At 62.7% G+C, this 22,998-nt stretch carries 17 protein-coding genes and 1 pseudogene; 9 read left to right on the top strand and 9 right to left on the bottom strand.

The annotated features are described in order from the left end of the window. Positions 1–160 precede the first annotated feature (160 nt). Complete coding sequence (locus tag B5525_RS22015; protein WP_079567884.1) at positions 161–940, bottom strand: SDR family NAD(P)-dependent oxidoreductase; 780 nt, start codon at positions 938–940, stop codon at positions 161–163. A gap of 170 nt (positions 941–1,110) precedes the next feature. Between B5525_RS22015 and B5525_RS22020 the strand changes: the two genes are divergently transcribed. The 3 genes from B5525_RS22020 to B5525_RS22030 are packed head-to-tail and all read left to right on the top strand — an operon-like array spanning position 1,111 to position 3,264. Next, positions 1,111–1,902, top strand: coding sequence for an enoyl-CoA hydratase/isomerase (locus B5525_RS22020; RefSeq protein ID WP_079567885.1), 792 nt, complete (start codon positions 1,111–1,113; stop codon positions 1,900–1,902). Beyond that, positions 1,899–2,885, top strand: coding sequence for a phosphotransferase family protein (locus tag B5525_RS22025; protein WP_079567886.1), 987 nt, complete (start codon positions 1,899–1,901; stop codon positions 2,883–2,885). The genes B5525_RS22020 and B5525_RS22025 overlap by 4 nt, the downstream gene beginning before the upstream one ends. A 1-nt stretch (position 2,886) precedes the next feature. Further along, positions 2,887–3,264 carry a DUF6285 domain-containing protein gene (locus B5525_RS22030; protein WP_079567887.1) on the top strand — a complete coding sequence of 126 codons (378 nt, stop codon included), beginning with the start codon at positions 2,887–2,889 and terminating at the stop codon, positions 3,262–3,264. A 140-nt stretch (positions 3,265–3,404) separates the two neighbouring features. Here B5525_RS22030 and B5525_RS22035 read toward each other — a convergent pair whose 3' ends face one another. Continuing rightward, positions 3,405–4,184 (bottom strand): enoyl-CoA hydratase-related protein, encoded by a 780-nt coding sequence (locus tag B5525_RS22035; RefSeq protein WP_079567888.1) that lies wholly within the window; start codon positions 4,182–4,184, stop codon positions 3,405–3,407. Between the two features lie 222 nt (positions 4,185–4,406). Here B5525_RS22035 and B5525_RS22040 point away from each other — a divergent pair, with 222 nt between their 5' ends. After that, positions 4,407–5,681, top strand: a complete 1,275-nt coding sequence (locus B5525_RS22040) for an acyl-CoA dehydrogenase family protein (RefSeq protein WP_079567889.1) — start codon at positions 4,407–4,409, stop codon at positions 5,679–5,681. A 2,227-nt stretch (positions 5,682–7,908) separates the two neighbouring features. Here the strand turns inward: B5525_RS22040 and B5525_RS44195 are convergent. Further along, entirely contained in the window at positions 7,909–8,280 is a 372-nt protein-coding gene (locus B5525_RS44195) for a hypothetical protein (protein WP_154073359.1), read from the bottom strand. A gap of 517 nt (positions 8,281–8,797) precedes the next feature. On the opposite strand from B5525_RS44195, the pseudogene B5525_RS22050 reads away from it, so the two are divergent. Together B5525_RS22050 and B5525_RS22055 are read left to right on the top strand one after the other, a co-directional pair. Continuing rightward, a pseudogene (locus B5525_RS22050) lies at positions 8,798–8,932 on the top strand (HU family DNA-binding protein); the annotation flags it as partial. Between the two features lie 397 nt (positions 8,933–9,329). Beyond that, positions 9,330–10,211 (top strand): hypothetical protein, encoded by an 882-nt coding sequence (locus B5525_RS22055; RefSeq protein ID WP_079567892.1) that lies wholly within the window; start codon positions 9,330–9,332, stop codon positions 10,209–10,211. A 573-nt stretch (positions 10,212–10,784) separates the two neighbouring features. Here B5525_RS22055 and B5525_RS22060 read toward each other — a convergent pair. After that, entirely contained in the window at positions 10,785–12,362 is a 1,578-nt protein-coding gene (locus tag B5525_RS22060; RefSeq protein WP_079573652.1) for a fatty acid--CoA ligase, read from the bottom strand. 201 nt (positions 12,363–12,563) lie between these two features. After that, a complete protein-coding gene (locus B5525_RS22065) occupies positions 12,564–13,436 on the bottom strand; it encodes an SDR family oxidoreductase (RefSeq protein ID WP_079567893.1) in 873 nt (290 codons plus the stop codon). Between the two features lie 108 nt (positions 13,437–13,544). Here B5525_RS22065 and B5525_RS22070 point away from each other — a divergent pair, with 108 nt between their 5' ends. From B5525_RS22070 to ppc, 3 genes are all read left to right on the top strand, one after another. Continuing rightward, on the top strand, positions 13,545–14,360 hold the full coding sequence (locus B5525_RS22070) for a crotonase/enoyl-CoA hydratase family protein (protein WP_079567894.1): 816 nt from the start codon (positions 13,545–13,547) through the stop codon (positions 14,358–14,360). A 167-nt stretch (positions 14,361–14,527) separates the two neighbouring features. Beyond that, positions 14,528–16,072 (top strand): acyl-CoA synthetase, encoded by a 1,545-nt coding sequence (locus B5525_RS22075; RefSeq protein ID WP_079567895.1) that lies wholly within the window; start codon positions 14,528–14,530, stop codon positions 16,070–16,072. 116 nt (positions 16,073–16,188) lie between these two features. Continuing rightward, a complete protein-coding gene (gene ppc, locus B5525_RS22080; protein ID WP_079573654.1) occupies positions 16,189–18,984 on the top strand; it encodes a phosphoenolpyruvate carboxylase in 2,796 nt (931 codons plus the stop codon). Between the two features lie 105 nt (positions 18,985–19,089). Here ppc and B5525_RS22085 read toward each other — a convergent pair whose 3' ends face one another. From B5525_RS22085 to B5525_RS22100, 4 genes are all read right to left on the bottom strand, one after another. Next, positions 19,090–20,259, bottom strand: a complete 1,170-nt coding sequence (locus B5525_RS22085; protein WP_154073360.1) for an SMP-30/gluconolactonase/LRE family protein — start codon at positions 20,257–20,259, stop codon at positions 19,090–19,092. A 94-nt stretch (positions 20,260–20,353) separates the two neighbouring features. After that, the gene (locus B5525_RS22090; RefSeq protein WP_079573658.1) at positions 20,354–21,268 is read right to left on the bottom strand and encodes an SDR family oxidoreductase; all 915 of its coding nucleotides are present in this window, start codon (positions 21,266–21,268) and stop codon (positions 20,354–20,356) included. 154 nt (positions 21,269–21,422) lie between these two features. Continuing rightward, positions 21,423–22,562 (bottom strand): thiolase C-terminal domain-containing protein, encoded by a 1,140-nt coding sequence (locus tag B5525_RS22095; RefSeq protein ID WP_079567896.1) that lies wholly within the window; start codon positions 22,560–22,562, stop codon positions 21,423–21,425. A gap of 5 nt (positions 22,563–22,567) precedes the next feature. After that, entirely contained in the window at positions 22,568–22,981 is a 414-nt protein-coding gene (locus B5525_RS22100) for a Zn-ribbon domain-containing OB-fold protein (protein WP_079567897.1), read from the bottom strand. Between the last annotated feature and the right edge of the window lie 17 nt (positions 22,982–22,998).

Here is a 22,998-nt window from a genome sequence, read left to right on the forward strand (position 1 = left end):
AAAACAGGCTACGGGCAACTACATAAGCCCGATACCCGCTGAATTCCAGACGCGTTCCCTCAGAAAGCGGCGGGATGGTGCGGGCACTCAAACGCACGATCGTGCGTCGAGGGAATCCCAAGCTTCGCATGAATGCTTCGCATCGCCCGGAAGGATGCGATCAAAACGCCGTATAGCCGCCATCGATCACAAGGCAGTCGGCGGTGTGATAGGACGACGCCTTGCTCATGAGATAAACCGCGATGCCGCCGAAATCCTCCGGCTCGCCGAACCGCCGCACCGGTATCCGCGGCATCACATTGGCCACGAATTTCTCGTTCGCCATGATGCCGGCGGTCATCTCGCTCTTGATCCAGCCGGGCAGGATGGCGTTGGCGGTGACGCCCTGGCGCGCCAGTTCGACTGCGAGGGCGCGGCACAGCGCGTTGATCGCGGCCTTGGTCGCGGCGTAATGCTCGTTGCGCGCGGTGCCGAACAGCGAGGCGAGGCTCGAGGTCGCGACCAGCCGGCCGAAACGATCGCCGGCCTCGGCGCGCTCGGTCATGTGGCGCGCGGCGGCCTGGAACACGTGGAAAACGCCGTCGAGATTGGTTGCGAACATTTTGCGCCATTCATCTTCGGTGCGGTCGATGAAGGCGCGCCGTCCGCCGCCGCCGATGCCGGCGTTGGCAAAGCAGCCGTCGACCCGGCCGAAAGCATCCAGCGTCGCCTTCATCGCAGCCTTGACGGAAGCCGCATCGCTGACGTCGCAGATACGGGTATCAACTTTGCCCGGAGCGCCGGCCATGGTCGCCGCTGCGCTCTTGTTCTTCTCGGCATTGCGGCCCCAGATCGAAACGCCGCAGCCGGCCGCGACCAGCGCCTGCGCGATGCCAAGGCCGATGCCGCCATTGCCGCCGGTGATGACCGCGACGCGGCCGGTGAGGTCGAACATGCTCATGAGCGTTTCCAGTCTGGTCCGGCGCGCGTCAGGCCGTGCGTCCGTTGAGGGCCGATGTTCTCTTTACAACCATGGACAAGCCCGTTGAGAAAATCAAATATGGGTTCAAGACCAAAACCCTTTGTGCCGCGAGACGAAATAACGCGGCCCCACAACCCAAGAGGAAACAGATGCAGTTCAAGCACGTCACGCTGGAGTTCGACGGTCCGGTGGCGATCCTCAAGCTCGACCACCAGGAGGTGATGAACGCCGTGTCGATCGACATGCTGGGCAGTCTCGGCGAGGCGCTCGACGAAATCGACGACAAGAAGGCCGAGGTCCGTTGTCTGGTCCTCACCGGCGCCGGGCGCGCATTCTGCACCGGCGCCAATCTGCAGGGCCGCAACAATCAGAAGCCGGGCAGGAGCAATGCCGGCGCGGCGCTGGAGACCGCGTTCCACCCGTTCCTGCGGCGGCTGCGCAACCTGCATTGCCCGATCGTCACCTCGGTGAACGGACCGGCCGCCGGCGCCGGCATGAGCTTCGCGCTGATGGGCGACATGATCCTGTGCGCGCGCTCGTCGCATTTCCTGCAGGCGTTTCGGCGCATCGGCCTGGTGCCGGATTGCGGATCGACCTGGCTGCTGCCGCGGCTGATCGGCAAGGCGCGCTCGGTCGAACTGTCCCTGATGGGAGAGCGGCTGCCGGCCGAGAAGGCGCTGGAATGGGGCTTGGTCAACCGGGTCTATGACGATGCAACCTTAATGGAGGAAACCATGAAGCTCGCGCATGAGCTGGCGAACGGTCCGACGATCGCGCTGTCGCTGATCCGCAAGCTGTATTGGGATAGCCCGGAAAACTCCTTCGAAGATCAGCTCAACCTCGAATACGAATCGCAGCGGATTGCGGGGCGCGCGGAGGATTTCAAGGAGGGCGTCACGGCCTTCCTCGAGAAGCGTCCGGCGAAGTTCAAAGGCAAATGATCGAGGCGCAACTCGGACGCTGCGTCGCCGCCTGGTGTCCGGGCGCGACCGGCGTCACCGGCGCGGCAAAACTCTCCGGCGGCGCCAGCCAGGAGACCTGGACGTTCGCGATCGTGCGCCCGAGCGGCAATATCGGCGCGATCCTGCGCCGCGCGCCGCCGGGTTACGGCGCTTCGCCGTCGCGGGCGGCCGGGCTCGATGCCGAGGCGGTGCTGATGCAGCTCGCGTATGAAGCCGGCCTGCCGTCGCCGCGGGTGCTGCATGTGCTGAAGCCGGAGGACGAACTCGGCACAGGCTTCATCATGCAGCGGATCGAGGGCGAGACCATCGCGCGCAAGATTTTGCGGGACGAGCAATTTGCCGGGGCGCGTCCGATGCTGGCGCGTCAGATCGGCCGGATCGCGGCCGGCATTCACGCTCTCGATGCGGCGAAATTGCCCAGACTTAGGCAGATGACGTCGACAAAGGAGATTGCGGACCTCGAACGCGAATACCGCGGTTTTGACTGGCCGCGACCGGTGTTCGAACTGGCGCTGCGCTGGCTGCGCGATCACGATCCGGGGCCATCGGACGAGGTGACGCTGGTCCATGGCGATTTCCGCCACGGCAACCTCATCATCGGCCCCGACGGCGTGCGCGCGGTGCTGGACTGGGAACTGGCGCATCTCGGCGATCCCATGGAAGATCTGGGCTGGGTCTGCGTCAATTCCTGGCGCTTCGGCGAGATCGATAAACCCGTCGGCGGTTTCGGATCGCGCGAGGAACTGTTTGCCGGCTATGCGGCGGCGGGCCGCCGCGCCGATCCCGAACGGGTGAAATTCTGGGAAGTGATGGGCACGCTGCGCTGGGGCGTGATGTGCTGCGGCATGATGCAGCGCTTTCGCATCGGCCCCGACCATTCGATGGAGCGCGCCATGATCGGCCGGCGCTCGTCGGAAACCGAGATCGATTTGCTGCGATTGCTCGCGCCACGGGAGAAGTGAGATGCAGGACGAACCGACACCTGTCGAACTGACGAAAGCCGTCGCGGACTTCCTGCGCCAGGACATCACGCCCATCATCGAAGGGCATAGCGCGTTCAAGCTGCGGGTAGCGATCAACATGCTCGACCTCGTCACAAGGCAATTGACGCTGGAGCAGGGCAGCGATGCCGCCGAAGCAGCGCGGCTGTCGCAGCTATTGGGCCTGCAGGGTTCGCTGATCGACCTCAATCGCGCTCTGGCCGGCAGGATCGCCGGCGGCGAGCTCGATCTGCAGACGCCGGGGCTGGCGGAGCATCTGTGGCAGACCACGATGGACAAGCTCGCGGTCGATCAGCCGAATTACGCGGCGTACAAGCGGGAGTTGGGGACGAAATCGTAGGTCGGGTCGAGCGCCGCGATACCCCATCAACGTCATTCCGGGATGGTGCGTTAGCACCAGGCCCGGAATCTCGATATTCTCCGATGTGCAACTGCACATCGTAGTTCGATGCTTCGCATCGCCCCGGAATGACAATGACGTCATTTCCCCACCCATTTCGGCGGGCGCTTTTCCGAAAACGCCTTCGGGCCCTCGATATAATCCTGCGACGCCGCCATTGCCTTCACGGCGGGGTATTCGCGCTGCTCGGCGATCGCCTGCTCCAGCGAGACCGCGAGGCCTTTCTGAATGGTCTGCTTGGAGGCGCGGATCGACATCGGCGAATTCTTGCAGATGGTTTCGGCCCAGCGTTCCGCCGCCGCCAGCGCCTCGCCCTGCGGCACCACTTCATTGACGAACCCCAGCTCAAGACCCTCCCTGGCCGAGACGTGGCGCGCGGTGAGGATCATGCCCATCGCGCGCTTCAGCCCGATCTGCCGCGGCAGCCGGTGCAGGCCGCCAGCGAGTGCGGCCAGGCCGACGCGCGGCTCGGGCAACGCGAAGGTCGCGTTTTCCGAAGCGATGATGAGGTCGCAGGCCAGCGCGATCTCAAAACCGCCGCCCATGGCGACGCCGTTGACCGCCGCGATAATCGGCTTGTCGCAGTCGAAGCGCGAGGTCAGTCCGGCAAACCCGCCTTTGTCCCAGCCGCGCTTGCCGCCGGCAGCCTGCCATTTCAGGTCGTTGCCGGCGCAAAACGCCTTGTCGCCGGCGCCGGTGACGATCGCGACCCATTGCTCCGGATCGGAAGAGAAATCGTCGAACACTTTGTCCAACTCGAAATGGGCGTCCGTATGCAGCGCGTTGTACACTTCCGGGCGCGACAGCGTCACGATCGTGACCGGGCCCTTGCGCGTCACTAGCGAGAATTTCAGGTCCATGTTGCTCCCTTTTTGATTTTCTGCGGCGAAGAATATTAGCCGCAATATTAGCGTGTGCCCGCCCTCGGATACCATCCAATTTCGCAAGCGGGGTGCGCATGCCAGGCCTTGTCCGGTTGCTTGACTTGGACGTCGTCTTCTCAGCTTAATCGATCCAGGCTGAAGCGCCTTGTAGCGCCTTAACGCAAATCGACAAGAACGATATCTCCGGGAGAGACCGCCTTGGATTTCAATCTGCCGGCCGATCTGGTCGCCTATCTCGACGAACTCGACCTTTTCATCGCGCGCGAGATCAAGCCGATCGAGCAGGCCGACGACAACATCCGCTTCTTCGATCACCGCCGCGAATGGGCGCGCACCGATTTCGACAATGGCGGACTGCCGCGGCATGAATGGGAAGTGCTGCTGCGGCGGGTGAAGAATCTCGCCGACAGCGCCGGGCATCTGCGCTTCGCAATCCCCAAGCGCTATGGCGGCAAGGACGGCTCCAATCTCTGGATGGCGGTCATCCGCGAGCATTTTGCCTCCAAGGGGCTCGGCCTGCACAACGACCTGCAGAACGAACATTCCATCGTCGGCAATCTGCCGCTGGTGACCATGCTCGACCGCTACGGCCGCGAAGACCAGAAGGCGATGATCGAGGGCTCGATCACGGGAAAATACCGCATCACCTTCGGTCTCACCGAACCCGATCACGGCTCGGACGCGACCCACATGGAAACCCGCGCCGTCGAGGCCACGCGAGACGGTGTCAAGGGATGGGTGATCAACGGCGAGAAGATGTGGACCACCGGCATGCATGTCGCGACCCAATGCGCGCTGTTCGCGCGCAGCAGCGGCAATGACGGCGACGCCCGCGGCATCACCTGCTTCCTGGTGCCGGCCAAGACAAAAGGCGTCAAGGTCGAGGAATACATGTGGACCTTCAATATGCCGACGGACCATCCCCGGGTGAGCTTCACCGACGTGTTCGTCCCGGAGGATGCGCTGTTCGGCGAGGTCGGCCGCGGACTGTCGCTGGCGCAATGTTTTGTCCATGAGAACCGCATCCGACAGGCCGCGAGTTCGCTGGGCGCCGCCGTCTACTGCATCAATGAGAGCGTGAAATATGCGCGCGAGCGCAAACCGTTCGGCAAGGCGCTGGCCGAGAACCAGGCGATCCAGTGGCCGCTGGTGGAGCTGGCGACGCAGGCCGAGATGCTGCGGCTCTTGATCCGCAAGACCGCCTGGGAGATGGACCAGCTGACGCAGGCGCAGGTTGAGCACACGCTGTCCGACCGGGTTTCGATGTGCAATTTCTGGGCGAACCGGCTGTGCTGCGAGGCTGCCGACCGCGCCATGCAGGTGCATGGCGGCATGGGCTATTCGCGCCACAAGCCGTTCGAGCACATCTATCGCCACCACCGCCGCTACCGCATCACCGAAGGCAGCGAGGAAATCCAGAAGCGGAAGGTCGCGGGGTTCCTGTTCGGCTATATGGGGGCGGGGAAGCATTGAGGGCGTCTCGCTTTTCAAACAGCAGATACACGTCCGCGTTCTCGTGGCGGGAGACGCCCGAGGTTTGCGTTTCGTTGTCCCTCGACATAACGAGGGAGCAGGGAATGCCGGATGCGCGCTGCACCCGCGGTCCCGTGTGCAAAGGGCAAAAAGAAAATCGCACACGAGCATACAGGGCAGCGGAGGCGATCCGACATTCCCTGCGCAATGGCTTTACGACTTATATCGCGCTCTTCCCGGAGTATCGGGCTCTCTTGCCTCCGTCGCCTCCCGGAAACTGGCACTCTGCCCGGTTGGGCTTTCGCGCCTCCGAAAGACTTGACGCCAACCACTGAGGCATCGGAACCACACGACTTTGCCGTACGCCTCGGCACCGCTCGTCGGCGCGTCCTGTGATCGCTCACGGAGTTTACCCGCCCTGCGATCCCATCGCGCGCACGATGCCGCCGCGTCCACCGCATCCCATCCCGACGTTCGGTGACGATGGCCAACGCCCCTTCCTCGGGGACAGGATGGGAGGACTCCTAAAGGTGATTTGCCCGACGACGGAAGGAAAATTCTGCCCGTCGGGTTATTTTGTCGCAGCCCCCGGCGTGCGCGAGCCTCAGCACGTAGGGCGGATCGCGATCCGCCGTCCTGGCTATCCGGAAGGCGGACTACGCCTTCGGCTTTCATCGGACCACGCTTTGATCAGCAATGGCGGATCGCGATCCGGCCTACGGACCTAATATTCTCCGCCGCGACGATCCTCTCCGGCAACCTCACTGCATCGCAAAGAGCCATCCACAGAGATTTCAGGTTTCGAAGGGCCCCTTAACTTTTCATTTTCTTTCCAAACACATCCTAAAATCTCGTCCGTCCATTAGCAATCACCGGGACAATAATCGGACGTTTGCAGACGTGATGCGAGGCAAGAGCACAGGAGCACACCGACATGCAGGAAGGTTCGATCGAGCGCGCAGTCACTGTGTTGAGCAGGGTGTGCACTGTGAGCGTCCATCAGAGTTCGAGGAGCGTTTGGATCTGCATCGGCAATTACCACGGTAAGCGGATCGAAACGAAGGACCGAAGCATGAGAGGTGCGATCGGTAGTTGGATTAAGACGGCCAGCTACTGGGGAAACCTCTAGCCCACGGGCCACAGGCAGGGAGCTCGTAGCTCGCGTAGGGCGGGTTCTCTTTAACCCGCCGCTCCACGCGAGATGGCGGGTTAAAGAGAACCGCCCTACGGGCTACGGGCCCTCCCTGCGCCTCGGTTGCCAACGCGAAATGCCTGTTCAACCACAGCCGCCACTCCGCGAAAGCAGAGTATCCAGCAATCGCCGGCGTGCGCGAGCCTCCGGGTCTGGTTCGAGGACGAGATCGTCGCGTGGCAAGACGCGGTTGACGAGTGCAATCCAAACCGCGGTAGGGGAAAGGGCCGAGCCGTGCCTCAAGCTGAATACGGCTGGCGAGCAATGTCCGCTTCAGCGAGGATAACGGAAGCCGAATTTCGGTGCCTTCAGGGCCGTTTTTGACCCAACTCGGTTCGCTGAGCCTGGGTCGCGAACTTGATGTTGCTGCACAATTTCAAAGTCTGGGAGTTGAAAACTAAGCGCGGCACGCTCGCCCTCCTCGACCAGCAATAGCCAACCCGCCGCCCAAGGGCTTGATCGGAAAAAAGTAGGTTTAGCCTCGTCGAGAGGTTAGGATTTAGAGTGGCCCGCTCACCTTTCTCAGGAGGTTCGAACATGGCACGGCACCTTTTCTTCGCGATCACCCTCATAGGCATCGGAGTGCTCCTCAACTCACCGGCAGAAGCGGTGACAGACGCGGCGCAATGTGAGGATCAAACCGCAAATTGCGTGGGCAGATGTGCCAACCCCAATGGTGGGACGGGTCAGAACAAATGCATGTTGTACTGCGGCCGGCAGGTGACCAGATGTTTGATACGCGCGTATCACGCAACTCGGCAGTGGTAGGCGATGACGGGATCGAACCGCCGACATCCACCGAGCTAGCGGAACGGCATTGGTCAGGCGCTCCGCTCGACATCGGTACGTCGCTGCACCGTAGGCAGACGATGGCATCGCAATCGGCAGCGTAGCTGACCGATGTCTGCTTTCGGGGGTAAAACAGAAGTCCCATTTCAAGGGCGTCAGGACCGTTTTTGACCCCAAAGGAGACCAAATAGCTCCACGCCGATGGTGTTCGATTGCTGGCGAGAGCCATGTCGAGAACATCAAACGTCAATAGTTCGATTTCGGTCCGCCATAATAACGGTGCGCATTGGGCTCGACCGTCTCTGTCGCGACGGCCCGATCGTAAGCATTGTAGGCGGAGACCGCTTGCCGGTCTGAGGGGGCGATCGCTTTGGGCCAATACCGCGCGTTCGGTGCGGCCGTGCCCGCAAAAGCCTGTCCTGAGATCGCAACCAGCATCATTATCGATGCGGCTAAGGCGAGATTTTTCGTCATAGTTCTGTTTCCTTGCTGTGTGAGAATCCCCGATCGTTGGGTAATGCGCAGATTTTCGTGGCTGCGCGTTACGACTTGATTTCTGCCGGCGAGAATTGGGTTACAGCCGTAGCGAGCAGCGGAAGCTTTGATCGCGTTGGTCATGCGTTTGCGGTGATTGCGGCCCTCACTATGGGGGCATGCCGGAAACGAATCATCGGAGCCTCTGCGGGCCGTTAGCGACCGCGCCAACCGGGCCGCCCGCACGCACGGCAACGAGGTGATCGAACAAGAACGGCGACTTCCACCTTTGGCACGTTTCGGACCTAGCCCGATGTCCAAGTTGCGTCCGTAATGCGCAGCAAAGCGGACCTCGGTGAGGGAAACGTAGCGGCCTGTACAATCAATCGCGGGCGGCCTACTGCATGGGCGCCCCTCCGAGCGCTGGCGTCTCCGGACCTTCGCCGACCTCCATCGCCGCGTCGTGAACGTGCGCGAGCATTTGGGCTAAATCGCGCATGTCGAACAACGCCCCGCACACAACCATGCGGCTCGATTCCTATATCGCGTTTATGAATGGACGGCTGAATCATGCTCGCATTCCTATGCCGTGATGCGCATCTCCCTGCGATCGGGGATTCTGACACGACAAGGAAACAGAGCCATGACAAGAAATCTCGCGAAAGGTCAGCGTATCGGCCGCACCCCGAAGACCGGCGCCGAGCTGGCAATTTCTCCGCGTCGCGTGATCGTGTTCAAGCCGTCGGCCATTCTGAAGCAGCGGATCAATGGCCACAGCCCCAGTGGCGTTGCGTGAGCAGCTGCGATGGCCGCAAGACGATTGAGCAGCCAAATGAACAAATGGAACACGCTTAAAGTTGCGATGTACGGAGCTTGCCTGGGACTGCTCTACGCAGCCTCTCTGGAGATTGGGCTTTGGACACATCCCGATGTCTACGGGCAAGCCGGTGGCGGACTAATTGGTGGCACTATCGCTGGAGCCATCCTAGGCTTACTTATTTCGGGTTTTCGGAATCTCTTTGTTCGGTTTTTTAGCTGACGCCATCAGCGGGCTTCTATCGTCGTTCGCATGGTGTCCCGAGGCCACTCGCACCGGCTCATTCGCCTTCGCCTTCAGCCCCTGGTGCACCTGCCCGTCGCGATGAAGCCAGCCCGCCTCCCATTATCTCGCCCGAGTGCAGCACGGAGCGCCAATGCATTCCACGCCAAACCCGAGACAAACCGATCCGCGCGATTTCCCTCTGATCGCGCCCGAGGATAAAGAGCTTTCCAATCTGGCGCACGACGCCATGCGCTATTCTTCGGCGCAGACCCGCATGGGGTCCGACTTCTCCGCTGGCCCCCCGATTCCCCCGGTCGATCTGACGTTTCGCCCTGCTGCCGTCAACAACGTCGAAGTCCCGGGCGACCGGCCGTCGATTGGCAGGCGGGCGGTACGCGCCTTCATTCGCTTCCTATGGGTAGCATGCATCGGTGGCGCGGGCGTCGCTTGGCAGTTCTACGGTGATGCGGCCAAACAGATTATCGCGAAGTGGGCGCCGCAGTTCGTCCTGATTTTATCGCCGCCGCGGGAAAACCCAAGGCTCCCCGAGCAACCGACCCCACCTGCCGTCCAGGCGTCCGCGACGAGGGCAGCACCATCGCAACCGGCACCTCTGGCTCAGACCGCCACGGAAGGCGTCGCGCCGACCGCCGCCGCCCTGTCTCCCGAATCAGCGCAGTTGCTCCAGTCGATGGCGCGCGACCTCGCAACCGCAGGGCAAGAGATCGAGCAGCTCAAGACCAGTATTGAGCAGCTCAAGACCAGCCAGGAACAAATGTTCCGCGACGTTGCCGAGGCTTCCGAGCAGAACCGGCGGCCCAACATATCAGCGTCTCCGCCCCGGTCGGCCGCCGCTCCCCCGCACAAGCCGATGCCATTTAGGCCCTCGCAAGCCGCAGCAGCCCCTACGTTGCCGCAGGCCGCTGCACCTTCCGTGCTGCGGCAACCTGAACCGCAACCGCAAGCCACGGCCCAGCCGCAGGTCGAACCAGAGCTGTCATCGGTGCCGCGGCCGCCGATGCCCGTGCACTAGCTAGCACCAGTTCTTTCGCCGCAATTCGCGATCCGGCACGACTCCTAAGTCGAGACGATGCGCCGGGACGGAACGCTGCACGAATTCAATGCAGCTTACAAATCCCGACGCGCGGCGGCGCGGGGCGAGGGGTTCATGGGATTCAATGTTGCGATGGCGCGCCGCGCGCTGATCCCGCAGTATGCTTTGGGACACTATGGCAGACTGTTTGGGGGGCTATGCGATCCCGGCAAGGGGTTGCCCTCATCTCGAATATCCGCCACCAACTGACCGAAGATAGAACGGCTTGCTGTTTCGGCCTGTCAAAATTGTCCACTTCCGAGTTTGGCACTTCTCGCACATGGTTCAATGTCCGACTTGAGTCCGCTATGCGCTGCACAGTGGACATCGACACAAAGCAGCCCTCCGTAGCCAGTGATGCGCGTCCGGTCACACCCGCGCCTCAGCTGCCCTAGCCTAAAGCGTCATTATGAACCAGGGTCTATTGGGGCCTGCCTCATTCGGGCGAGCCTTTTTCTTTTGCGTGCAAATCCCGCAAGCATCTCATTCGTATTGCCGGGACGACGTGGAATGCTAATTCACCTGCCGCTCCTTGCCCTCCCAATAGGGATCGCGCAGATGCCTGCGTAAAATCTTCCCCGATGGGTTGCGCGGCAGCGCCTCGATGAAGTCCACCGATTTCGGCGTCTTGAAACCGGCGATTCGTTCGCGGGTGAAGTTGATGATGTCGGTGGCGGTCGCGCTCTTGCCCTGCTTCATCACCACGATCGCCTTGACGGCTTCGCCCCATTTCTCGTCGGGAATGCCGATCACCGCCACCTCGGCGACATCGGGATGATCGCAGATCGCGCTCTCGACCTCGGCGGGGTAGATGTTCTCGCCGCCAGAGATGATCATGTCCTTGATACGGTCGTGGATATAGAGATAGCCGTCCTTGTCGAGGTAGCCGGCATCTCCCGTGCGCAGCCAGCCGTCGGCGCCGAGCGTCCGGGCGGTGGCTTCAGGAAGGTTCCAGTAGCCGACCATGTTGGAGCCGGAGCGGGTGGCGATCTCGCCGACTTCGCTCGGCGGCAACCGGTTGCCATTGACATCGAGGATCGCAAGTTCGATGCCCGGCAATGCCTTGCCGGCCGAGCGCATCCGGTCCAGTCCCTCGACATGGTCCTCGGGCGGCAGCGCCACGATGGTGCCGGTCGTTTCGGTCATGCCGTACATCTGCACGAAGCCGCATTTGAACACCTCGATGCATTCCTTCAGGAGTGCCGCCGGAATCGGCGAGGCGCCATAGAGCATGTATTTCAGCCGCGAGAAATCAACCTGGCGCGCGCGGGGTTGCCGCACCACGAACTGCATCGCGGCCGGCACCATGAACAATTTTGTAATTCCGGACTGCTCGAAGAAGTCCAATATCCTGGTGGGATCGAACTCCCTGGCGATCACGCCTTTGGCGCCGTGATAGAGGCCCATCACCCCCCAGCCGGAGCCGCCGATATGGAAGATCGGCATCGCCACCAGCGAGACGTCGTCCTGGGTCCATTTGTTCCAGTCGGGCCTTTCGTCCTTGCCGGCTTCTACAAGGTTGAGGAAATTGGCGTGCGACAGCATCGCGCCTTTGGGCTTGCCTGTCGTGCCGGATGTATAAAGCTGGATGGCGATGTCCTTGCGCTCGATATCGACCTTCGGATCGTCGCCGCTCTGCGCGTCCCGCCACGCGGTGTAGTTCAAAAAGCCCGGCGCGCTGCCTTCGGTCGCGATGAAGGTGCGCACATCAGGCAGTTGCGGCCTGATCCTGTCGATCAGGCCGGTAAATTCAGGCCCGACGAACAGCACGGGCGCCTTGCAATCCTCGACGATGAAGGCGATCTCGGGCCCGGCCAGCCGCCAGTTCACCGGCGCCATCACCATATTGGCCTTGATCGCGCCCATCAGCAGCTCGAAATAGATGTCGCTGTTCTTGCCGAGATAGGCGATGCGCTCGCGCGGTTTCACGCCTTGCGCCTGCAACGCGTTGGCGACCCGGTTGGTCAGGACGTCGAACTGGGCAAAGCTGGTCTGGCGGCCCTCGAATTCGTAGACGACCGCATCGCCGCGGGTCTTCGCCCGCGCGCGCACCATATCGGCAAGGTTTGCCGGCACTTCGATGTCGGACATGTCGCTCCCGGACGTTTTGTCTTTGGTTGCGGCAATACTGGCGTCGTTGCGGGCCAAAGACAATACGGGAGGCTGGCATTCCCCGGATGCTGCGCGCGCGTTGGCGCTGCGCAGCATCCGGGGTCTATCGTTGTGCTACGAGGTGGGTCCCGGCTCCGAGTTCATCGCTTCGCGCTGCACCGCGTCCGGGAGACGATACCTTTACCCCCTTGCGGCCCGGTCCTTCTCGTTCTGCGCCTTGATCGAGTCGCGTGCCGCGGTCCAGTCGGCGTCTTTCCAGTCGCGCAGCTGATAGAAATTGCCGCCCATGGCCAGACCTTGGGCGCCGTCCATGGCGATGGTCTCGCCGTTGATCCAGTCGCAGCCGCCTGAAATCAGGAACACCGCGAGGTTTTGCAGTTCTTCCATCTTGCCGACCCGGCCCATCGGGTTCAGCGCCTTGGTGCGCGCGCCGGCCTCGTCGCCAGGTTTTATTCTTTTGCTCATGCCCTCGGTCGGGATTTCGCCGGGCGCGATGGTGTTGAGCCGGATGCCGTAATGGCCCCATTCCGTCGCCAGCGACATAGTCATGGCGTGGATCGCGGACTTGCTCATCGCCGAGGGCACCACATAGGGGCTGCCGTTGCGGACCCAGGTCACGGTGATCGACACCACATTGCCGGGCTGCTTCAAGGCGATCCAGCGCCTGCCGACTGCGTGCGTCACATAGAACGTGCCGTGCATGACGATATTGGCGACCGCGTCGAAGCCGCGCGGCGTCAGATCCTCGGTGCGCGAGATGAAATTGCCGGCGGCGTTGTTGATGAGGTCGGTCAGCGGGGCGTCACGGAAAATCGTCTCGATCATCTCGTCGACCGCCAGCGCATTCCGAATGTCGACGCCGTGGCTGGTGACCCGGCCGCCATAGAGGTCCATCAGTTCGGTCGCGGTTTCGTCGCAGACGCCTTTGCGTCGGCCGCAGATATGAACCTCGGCGCCGAGTTCGAGGAAGCGCGCCGCCATCGATTTGCCGAGCCCGGTGCCGCCGCCGGTGACCAGGATGCTCCGGCCTACAAGAAGCTTTTCATTGAACATGGGGTTTCCGCCTGAAGGGATTGTCTGTTAATTGGTTGATTGACTAAATCCGGACAAGGCCGTTCTGTAAAGCAGAACCATAATAAAGAAGCGCAGGGAGAACCGTCCATGGATGATCGCGTCTCGGTCACGATTTCGGAGGGCGTCGCCGATGTCCGCCTGGTGCGGGTGGACAAGATGAATGCGCTCGATGCCGCGATGTTCGAGGCGCTGGTCGCCACTTCCGAGCGGCTTTCCCGCGAAAAAGGCCTCCGGGCGGTAGTATTGTCCGGGGAGGGACGGGCGTTTTGCGCCGGTCTCGACATGGGGCGGTTCGCCGAAATGAAGGAAAAGGGCGGCAACGGCATCGCCGGCGGCGAAAAGCGCGACCTTTCGGCCCGCACCTATGGGCTGGCCAATTTCCCGCAACAGGCGGTATGGGGCTGGCGACAGCTTCCGGTACCAGTGATCGCGGCGATCCAGGGCGTGGCGTTCGGCGGCGGCTTTCAGCTCGCGCTCGGCGCCGACATGCGATTTCTCAGTCCCGACGCGCGGATGTCGATCATGGAGATCAAGTGGGGCCTGGTGCCGGATATGGCGGGGACGCCAATCCTGGCGAGCCTCGTGCGGGACGATATCCTGCGCGAGCTGACCTATACCGGGCGGATCTTTTCGGCGCAGGAGGCGATGGGTTTTGGCCTCGCCACGCGCATCTGCGACGATCCGCGGGCTGCAGCCTTCGAGGTCGCCCGCGAGATCGCGGGAAAAAGCCCGGATGCGATCCGCGCCGCCAAGCGCATGCTGAACCATCTCTCCCTTGATCCCGGCCCGGCGCTGCTTGCGGAGTCCGTCGAGCAACAGAAGCTGTTGGGTAGTCCGAACCAGACCGAGGCGGTGCGCGCCAACATGGAAAAGCGCACGCCGCGCTTTGCGGATATTGGATAACGACAAACCCTCATCCCTGCGTAACGGCTTCGCCGTTATCGCTGGAGGAGCGGCGTCTTCGCCGCGTCTCGAAGGATGAGGCCTGTGGCCCCTCATGGTTCGAGACGCGCGAAGACGCGCTCCTCACCATGAGGACGTCTTAGCCGACGAGAGATCGGAAAGAGACAATGACAGCGCAGCAGCTCTTCCCCGGCATCATCAGCGGCGGGCGGCGGCGCGGCCATGCCGAGGTGGCGGGTCGCGCCGCGCGCTTGGCTGGCGGCTACGAGGGGCTGGGCGTCAAGTCGGGCGACAGCGTCTGCATCCTCATGCGCAACGACATCGCCTTTATCGAGGCGGCCTATGGCGCGATGCAGCTCGGCGCCTATGCGGTGCCGGTGAACTGGCACTTCAAGCCGGAGGAGATCCATTACATCCTCTCGGATTCCGGCACCCGCGTCCTGGTCGCCCATGCCGACATGCTGCATCAGTTGCGGGACTCGATTCCCGAAGGCGTCACCGTGCTCAGCGTGCCGACGCCACCGGAAATCCTGAGCCATTACAAGATCGATTCCGATACTCTCGCCGCGCCCGATTTCGCCATCGACCTGGAATCCTGGCTGGAACAGCAACAGCCCTATGGCGGACCGGCGCGGCCGCAGCCGGCGAACATGATCTACACCTCCGGCACGACGGGGCATCCGAAGGGCGTGCGCCGCCACGCGCCGACGCCCGAGCAAAGCGCCTCCGCGGAGCGGATGCGCGCTTTGATTTACGGCCTGAGGCTGGGCGCGCGGGCGCTGTTGCCGGGGCCGCTCTATCACTCCGCGCCGAATTCCTTCGGCCTGCGCGCCGGCCGTCTCGGCGGCGCGCTGGTCCTGATGCCGCGGTTCGAGCCCGAAGAGTTCTTGCGGCTGGTCGAGGCCGAGCGGATCGACACCATTTTCATGGTGCCGACCATGTTCATCCGCCTGATGAAATTGCCCGAGGCGGTGCGCGGGAAATACGACATGTCTTCGCTGCATCACGTGATCCATGCCGCCGCGCCCTGTCCCGCCGCCGTCAAGCGCGCGATGATCGAATGGTGGGGGCCGGTGATCCATGAATTCTACGGCTCCACCGAATCCGGCGCCGTCACCTTCGCCAATTCGGAGGACGCCCTGAAAAAGCCCGGCACCGTCGGCAAAATCGCGCCGGGCGCCGAGCTTCGCTTCGTCGGCGAGGACGGAAAGATGTTGCCGCAGGGCGAGATCGGCGAGATCTATTCGAAGATCGCGGGCAATCCGGATTTCACCTATCACAACAAGCCGGAGAAGCGCGCCGAGATCGACCGCGACGGCTTTATCACCTCCGGCGATATCGGTTACCTCGATGAGGACGGCTATGTCTTCATCTGCGACCGCAAGCGCGACATGGTGATTTCAGGCGGCGTCAACATCTATCCTGCCGAAATCGAGGCGGCGCTGCACGCGGTTCCCGGCGTGCACGATTGCGCCGTATTCGGCATTCCCGACGAGGAATTCGGCGAGGCGCTGATGGCGGTGGTGGAACCGCAAGCAGGGGTGACGCTCGATATCGCGGACATCCGCACGCGGCTCAAGACTTCGCTCGCCGACTACAAGGTGCCAAAACACATCGAAATCCTCAAAAACCTCCCGCGCGAGGATTCCGGCAAGATCTTCAAGCGCAGGCTGCGCGACCCCTATTGGGAGCGGGCCGGGCGGCGGATCTAGGAGTCTTTCGCGCCGGCTTTCGCCGGGGCGATGAAGATCGCCTCCATCTTTATCTTGCGCTGCGGCAAAAAAGTTGCAGACTCCGGATTGCCGGGCAGCTTCTGGAGGATCTCGCCGTGTCACCCCAGATCATGCCTTCCGAACCCGAGTTGCGGTCCAATCGCGCTGAGGAAGCTCAGGCGCTTGAGGAGGATACCCGGCTGCGGAATGACATCCGGCTGCTCGGGCGCATCCTTGGCGATACCGTGCGCGACCAGGAGGGCGCCGGTGTGTTCGACCTCGTCGAGCGCATCCGGCAGACCTCGATCCGGTTCCACCGCGACGACGACAAGCCGGCGCGGCGCGAGCTTGAGATCATCCTCGACAGCATGTCGACCAGCCAGACCGTGCGCATCGTGCGCGCCTTCAGCTATTTTTCGCACCTCGCCAATATCGCCGAAGACCAGAACAACATCCGTCAGATGCGGGCGCGCTCCGCCGCCGGGGGGGCACCGCACCCGGGCACGCTGGCGCTGACGCTGTCGCATGCGCGCGCCACCGGCATCAGCCCGGCCGATCTGCGCAAATTCTTCGCCTCAGCCCTGGTCGGCCCGGTGCTGACAGCGCATCCCACCGAAGTCCGCCGCAAGAGCACCATCGACCGCGAGATGGAGATCGCAGCGCTACTGGATCGGCGCGAACGCGTCCAGTTGACGCCGGAGGAAATAGCGGCCAGCGACGAGGAGCTGCGCCGGGAAGTGCTGACGCTGTGGCAGACCAATTTGCTGCGCCGGACCAAGCTCACCGTGCTCGACGAGGTCGCCAATGGCCTGTCGTTCTATGATTACACCTTCCTGCACGAGGTGCCGCGGCTGCATTGCGCGCTGGAGGACCGGCTGAACGAGGCCGACGGCGCGAAGGCGGAGCTGGCGTCGTTCCTGCGCATGGGAAGCTGGATCGGCGGCGATCGCGACGGCAACCCGTTCGTGACGGCGGAGGTGATGCGCGGAACGCTGCGCCTGCAGTCGAGCCGGTTGATGCACTATTATCTCGAGGAACTGCACGTGCTCGGTTCCGAACTGTCGCTTGCCGCCCATCTCGCCGACATCTCCAAGGATTTGCGCGCGCTTGCCGAGCGCTCGCCCGATACCTCGCCGCATCGAAGCGGCGAACCGTATCGGTTGGCGGTGTCCGGCATCTACGCCAGGCTCACCGCTACCGCCGCGCGGCTGGATGTCGCGATCACCCGGGCGCCGGTCGGTGAAGCCGCGCCCTACGCCGACGTCGGGGAGTTCAAGGCCGATCTCGATACGCTCCACCGCTCGCTGATATCGAACAAATCGGGCGTGATCGCGCGGGGCCGGCTGCGGCAGTTGCGCCGCGCCGTGGATTGTTTCGGCTTTCACCTCGCAAGCCTCGACATCCGGCAGAATTCGGCCGTGCACGAGCGCACCGTCGCCGAGCTGATCGACGCGGCGATGCCCGGCATGTCCTATCTGGCTCTGAACGAAGAGGCGCGGATCGCGCTTCTGATGGGCGAGCTGCGCAATACCCGCCCGCTGACGTCGTCCTTCGTGAAATACAGCGAGGAGACGCTGGACGAACTCGCGGTGTTGCATGCGGCGGCCGAAGCGCACGCCAAGTTCGGTGCCGACACGATTCCCCAATGCATCATCTCGATGTGCAAGGGGGTCTCCGACATGCTGGAGGTCGCGCTGCTGCTGAAGGAAGTCGGGCTGGTCGACCCGTCCGGCCGCAGCGCGATCAACATCGTGCCGCTGTTCGAGACGATCGAGGATCTGCAGGCCTCCAGCGCCATCATGGACCGAATGCTGTCGCTGCATGATTATCGCAAGCTGGTGGACAGCCGCGGCGCCGTGCAGGAAGTGATGCTCGGCTACTCCGACAGCAACAAGGATGGCGGTTTCGTCACCTCGGGCTGGGAGCTCTACAAGGCCGAGATCGGCCTGGTCGAGGTGTTCGAGCGCCACCATGTGCGGTTACGGCTGTTTCACGGCCGCGGCGGTTCGGTCGGCCGCGGCGGCGGGCCGAGCTATGACGCCATCATCGCCCAGCCCGGCGGAGCGGTAAACGGCCAGATCCGGATCACCGAGCAGGGCGAGATCATCTCCAGCAAATACTCCAACGCCGAGGTCGGCCGCAATAATCTGGAGATCCTAGCCGCCGCCACGCTGGAAGCGAGCCTGCTGCAGCCGCGGCACAGCGCGCCGCAGCGGGAATATCTCGAAGCTATGGACCAATTGTCGGCATTGGCTTTCAGGGCTTATCGCGGCCTGGTCTATGAGACCGAAGGCTTTGCCGAGTATTTCTGGAATTCCACCGTCATCACCGAGATCGCCACGCTGAACATCGGCAGCCGGCCGGCGTCGCGCAAGAAAACCCGCGAGATCGAGGACCTCCGCGCCATTCCCTGGGTGTTCAGCTGGGCGCAATGCCGGCTGATGCTGCCGGGATGGTATGGCTTCGGCAGCGCGGTCGAGGCCTGGATCAAGCAGTATCCCGACAAGGGCATGCCGTTCCTGCGCGAACTCTACCGCGAGTGGCCGTTCTTCCGCACGCTGTTGTCGAACATGGACATGGTGCTGGCGAAAAGCTCGATCGCGATCGCCTCGCGTTACGCCGAACTGGTGCCGGATGAGGCGTTGCGCGAAAAAATCTTCGGGCGCATCCGCCAGGAGTGGCAGACCTCGATCGAGATGCTGCTGGACATCATGGGGCAGGAGCGCCTGCTGCAGGGCAATCCTTTGCTGGAGCGTTCGATCCGCAACCGTTTTCCCTATCTCGATCCCCTGAACCACGTCCAGGTCGAGCTCTTGAAGGAGCATCGCGCGCAAAATCCCGACGAGCAGGTGCTGCGCGGTATCCAGCTCACCATCAACGGCATTTCGGCGGGGCTAAGGAATAGCGGGTAATTGTCATTCCGGGGCGCGCGTCAGCGCGAACCCGGAATCTCGCAATTCCGGGTCCACGCGAAGACGCGTGCCCCGGAATGACGATAGTAGCCAGCAGGAAGCCGGTTACGGCTTCAGGGCGCCTTGCGCACTCGTGTACACGGCATAGAGCGATGTCGAGCCGCAGATGTAGAGTCTATTTCGTTGCTGACCGCCGAAGCACAGGTTGGCGACAGTTTCCGGTATGTGGATCTTGCCGAGTAGATCGCCGTCACGCGTGTAGCAGCGCACGCCGTCCTCGTTCGGATCGCCCCAACCCACGGAGCACCAAACATTCCCGTCGGTGTCACAGCGCATGCCGTCGGTAATGCTGGGCTTGGGCATTTCCGCGAAGACTTTGCTGTTTGAAACTTTTCCGGACCCGACATCCAGGTCGAACGCGCGGATATGCGACGGGTTGTCCGGGCCATCCGTGAATCCGGTGTCGATGACATAGAGCTTCTTCTCGTCAGGCGACAGCGCAATGCCGTTGGGCTCGACGAAGTCATCGACGACAACCTTGACGTCACCGGATTTCGGATCCACCCGGTAGACATTATGCTTTTCCTGCTCAGGCTCGGCTTTGACGCCCTCATAATAGCCGCCGATGCCGTAGACGGGATCGGTGAACCAGATCGAACCATCGGAAGCGACAACCGCGTCGTTCGGCGAGTTCAGTTTCTTGCCATTGTACTTGTCGGCGATGATGGTGATCGAGCCGTCCAGTTCGGTCCGGGTGACCCGTCGGCCGCTATGTTCGCACGTGATCAGGCGTCCTTCCCGATCAATGGTGTTGCCGTTCGAGTTCATCGACGGCTGGCGGAATACGCTGAGGTGACCGTCATCCTCCGAGAAGCGCATGATGCGGTTGTTGGGAATGTCGCTGAACAGCACGTAGCGGCCAGCCGGGAAGTAGACCGGGCCCTCGGCCCAGCGCGTCCCGGTCGCGACGCGCTCAACCGCCATAGTGCCGGCAAAGGCCGGGAAACCGGCAGGTCCGAACGAAACCTTGGGGTGGGCAGACTCCAAGTGAGAATCCGGATAGCGGCTTCCCGTTAGCGGTCCCAAGGGCAGTGGATCGGTCGACTGGGTTGGCGAGCCCAATTGGCCGAACGGCGCGACGGTCGCCGCAGAGGCCGCTTTCACGGTCACCGCCGTGACGGCTAACGTCGCCGCGCCCTTGATCAGGTTGCGGCGGTCGAAACCGCTGGATCCGCCTTTGTCTGGATGTTCGGGAAAGGTCAGTGGGGTTGTCATGATTTCCTCCCATGTTTTTTGTTGGGAGGAAATCATGTGCCCGCAATCCGGCATAAAGCGGGCGGACAACCAGAGATAGACCGGCTTTCGATCCTTAGATTGCGTCCCAGTTGAAAATATCAGCCGAACGGTCGAGCTTGTAGAACGACGATTTCAGCGCCGGCATGCCGTGCTCGGCGATGGTCTGCGGGGTCCAGCCTTCACCGCGATGGATCGAGCGCAACGGGCGCGACTGGCTCATCAGGAAGATCTCGTTCATGCGCACCGCGAAGATCTGCCCGGTGACGTCCTTGGCGGCGTCGCTGAGCAGGAAGGCGCAGATCGGCGCGATCTTTTCCGGCCCCATCTGCTGGATTTTTGCGACACGCGCTTTCTCGGCCTCGGTTTCGGTCGGAATGGTGCCGATCAGCCGGCTCCAGGCGAACGGCGACACGCAATTCGAGCGCACGTTGAAACGGTTCATGTCGAGCGCGATCGATTTCGACAGGCCGACGATGCCGAGTTTCGCGGCGGCGTAGTTGGCCTGGCCGAAATTGCCGACCAGGCCCGAGGTCGAGGTGAAGTGGACGAACGAGCCGCTCTCCTGTTCGCGGAACAGCCGCGCTGCGGCATGCGAGACATAGAACGACCCCATCAAATGCACCTTGATGACGGATTCGAAGGCGTCGATGCTCATGCGATGGAAGATCGCGTCGCGCAGGATGCCGGCATTGTTGACGACGCCGTCGAGCTTGCCAAAGCTGTCGACCGCCGTCTTGACGATCTTGCTGGCGGGAATCGCTTCGGCGACGGTCTCGAAATTCGCCACCGCGGTGCCGCCGCGCTGCTTGATTTCCTCGACCACTTCCTCGGCGGGCGAGGCGCTCGATCCCGAGCCGTCGGCGGCGCCGCCGGGATCGTTGACCACGACCTTTGCCCCCTCGGCCGCGCAGAGCAGGGCGATTTCCTTGCCGATGCCGCGCCCGGCGCCGGTAACGATGATGGATTTGCCTTCGAGTGATTTTGTCATGTTGCTTTCCTGTCCTGTTTTCCGAGGCCAAAGCAGGCAGCACTCGTCATGCGCGGGCCTGACCCGCGCATCCATCCGTCTTCGCAAAAAAGATGGATTGCCGGGTCAAGCCCGGAAATGACGAAGTGTAGGCTGTGCCCGAAACCGCCCATTTCTAGTTTTGGTTGGTAAAAATGATCGTGCCCGACGCGGCGAACATGCCGCCGACGCCGTGGCAGACCGAGATTTTTGCGCCCCGAACCTGCGCCGGCGCGATGCCGCGCATCTGCCGCACGCTCTCCTGCAGCGCGTACATGCCGTACATGCCCGAATGCATGTAGGAGAGGCCGCCGCCATTGGTGTTGAGCGGCAGCTTGCCGCCGGGGCGGGTGTTGCCATCGGCGATGAATTTGCCGGTCTCTTCGTGCGGCATGAAGCCAAGATCGCCGAGGCCGTACAGCGGCAGATGCGCAAAGGCGTCATAGATCATCAAATGATCGACGTCCTTGTGCGCAATGCCGGCCTCCTTGAACGCCAGTGGGCCCGCGACCTTGAACGCGCGCGAACTGTCAAAAGTCCGCATCTGGCTGACCATCGGCGTCTCCACGCTCTCGCCGCTGCCGAGGATATAGACCGGTTTCCTTGGAAAGTCCCTGGCGCGGTCGGCGGAGGTCAGGATCAGCGCGCCGCCGCCGTCGGTGACGAGGCAGCACTGCAGGATGCGGAATGGGTAGGCGATCATCTTCGAGTTCAGGACGTCCTCGACCGTGATCGGCGCCTTCATCGTGGCGCGCGGATTCTTCGCCGCCCATTCGCGCTGCACCACGGCGACCATGGCGATCTGCTCATGGGTAATGCCGTGGGTCTTCATGTAGCGCAGCACGGGGATCGGAAACATGCTCGGCGGTCCGTAGACGCCGAACGGCGACTCGAACTGGCCGTTGAGGCTGTCGGCCGGCGTGAAGCGCGGCTGTTTGCCGATCATCGACTTGCCGCTCTCGGCGTGGGTGATCAGCACGGTCTTGCACAGACCAGCCTCGATCGCGGCCGCGGCGTGGCGGACATGCAGCATGAACGAGCAGCCGCCGACCGAGGTGCCGTCGACCCAGGTCGGCGTGATGCCGAGGTAATGGGCGATCTGCTGCGGCGCTTCCACCGCGGTGGCGATGCCGTCGATGTCGGAGAGTTTCAAGCCGGCATCGGCGATGGCATTGAGCGCCGCATCCGCGTGCAGCTGGATCTGCGACATGTTGGGAATGACGCCGAGTTCGGTGGTTTCGGCAGCGCCGACGACGGCGACCTGATTTCTTCGCATGGTGCTCAGCCCTTCGCCGGACGGAACAGGGGAAGGGTGATCTTGTCGTCGAGCTTCTCGAAGGCGACTTCCAGCTTCATGTCGAGTTCGAGCGCTTCCGGCGTCTGCGGACAATCGATGATGTTGCTCATCAAGCGCGGACCTTCGTCGAGCTCCACCACGGCAATGGCGTAGGGCGGCGTAAAGCCGGGCGCGGCGGGCCGGTGGTTGATGACGTAGCTGTAGAGTGTGCCCTTGCCGGACGCCTTGAACACGCTGACCTTGCGGCCGCCGCAGCCCGGACAGAATGGGCGCGGCGGGAAATAGACGTTGGCGCAGGCATCGCAGCGCTGCAGGCGAAGCTCGCCCGCCTGGGTGCCGTCCCAGAAATGCTGGGTCTCCGGCGTAGGTTTTGGTTTCGCACGCGCTGGTTCAGCCATCTCGTCGTTTCCTCTCC

It is taken from the genome of Bradyrhizobium erythrophlei (assembly GCF_900129505.1).
GTDB classification, from domain to species: Bacteria; Pseudomonadota; Alphaproteobacteria; order Rhizobiales; family Xanthobacteraceae; genus Bradyrhizobium; species Bradyrhizobium erythrophlei_D.

Bases quoted from the DNA above. Each gene is read 5' to 3' on its own strand.
- B5525_RS22015 (WP_079567884.1), bottom strand. From the start codon at position 940: ATGAGCATGTTCGACCTCACCGGCCGCGTCGCGGTCATCACCGGCGGC.
- B5525_RS22020 (WP_079567885.1), top strand. From the start codon at position 1,111: ATGCAGTTCAAGCACGTCACGCTGGAGTTCGACGGTCCGGTGGCGATC.
- B5525_RS22025 (WP_079567886.1), top strand. From the start codon at position 1,899: ATGATCGAGGCGCAACTCGGACGCTGCGTCGCCGCCTGGTGTCCGGGC.
- B5525_RS22030 (WP_079567887.1), top strand. From the start codon at position 2,887: ATGCAGGACGAACCGACACCTGTCGAACTGACGAAAGCCGTCGCGGAC.
- B5525_RS22035 (WP_079567888.1), bottom strand. From the start codon at position 4,184: ATGGACCTGAAATTCTCGCTAGTGACGCGCAAGGGCCCGGTCACGATC.
- B5525_RS44195 (WP_154073359.1), bottom strand. From the start codon at position 8,280: ATGACCAACGCGATCAAAGCTTCCGCTGCTCGCTACGGCTGTAACCCA.
- B5525_RS22055 (WP_079567892.1), top strand. From the start codon at position 9,330: ATGCATTCCACGCCAAACCCGAGACAAACCGATCCGCGCGATTTCCCT.
- B5525_RS22060 (WP_079573652.1), bottom strand. From the start codon at position 12,362: ATGTCCGACATCGAAGTGCCGGCAAACCTTGCCGATATGGTGCGCGCG.
- B5525_RS22065 (WP_079567893.1), bottom strand. From the start codon at position 13,436: ATGTTCAATGAAAAGCTTCTTGTAGGCCGGAGCATCCTGGTCACCGGC.
- B5525_RS22070 (WP_079567894.1), top strand. From the start codon at position 13,545: ATGGATGATCGCGTCTCGGTCACGATTTCGGAGGGCGTCGCCGATGTC.
- B5525_RS22075 (WP_079567895.1), top strand. From the start codon at position 14,528: ATGACAGCGCAGCAGCTCTTCCCCGGCATCATCAGCGGCGGGCGGCGG.
- B5525_RS22085 (WP_154073360.1), bottom strand. From the start codon at position 20,259: ATGACAACCCCACTGACCTTTCCCGAACATCCAGACAAAGGCGGATCC.
- B5525_RS22090 (WP_079573658.1), bottom strand. From the start codon at position 21,268: ATGACAAAATCACTCGAAGGCAAATCCATCATCGTTACCGGCGCCGGG.
- B5525_RS22095 (WP_079567896.1), bottom strand. From the start codon at position 22,562: ATGCGAAGAAATCAGGTCGCCGTCGTCGGCGCTGCCGAAACCACCGAA.
- B5525_RS22100 (WP_079567897.1), bottom strand. From the start codon at position 22,981: ATGGCTGAACCAGCGCGTGCGAAACCAAAACCTACGCCGGAGACCCAG.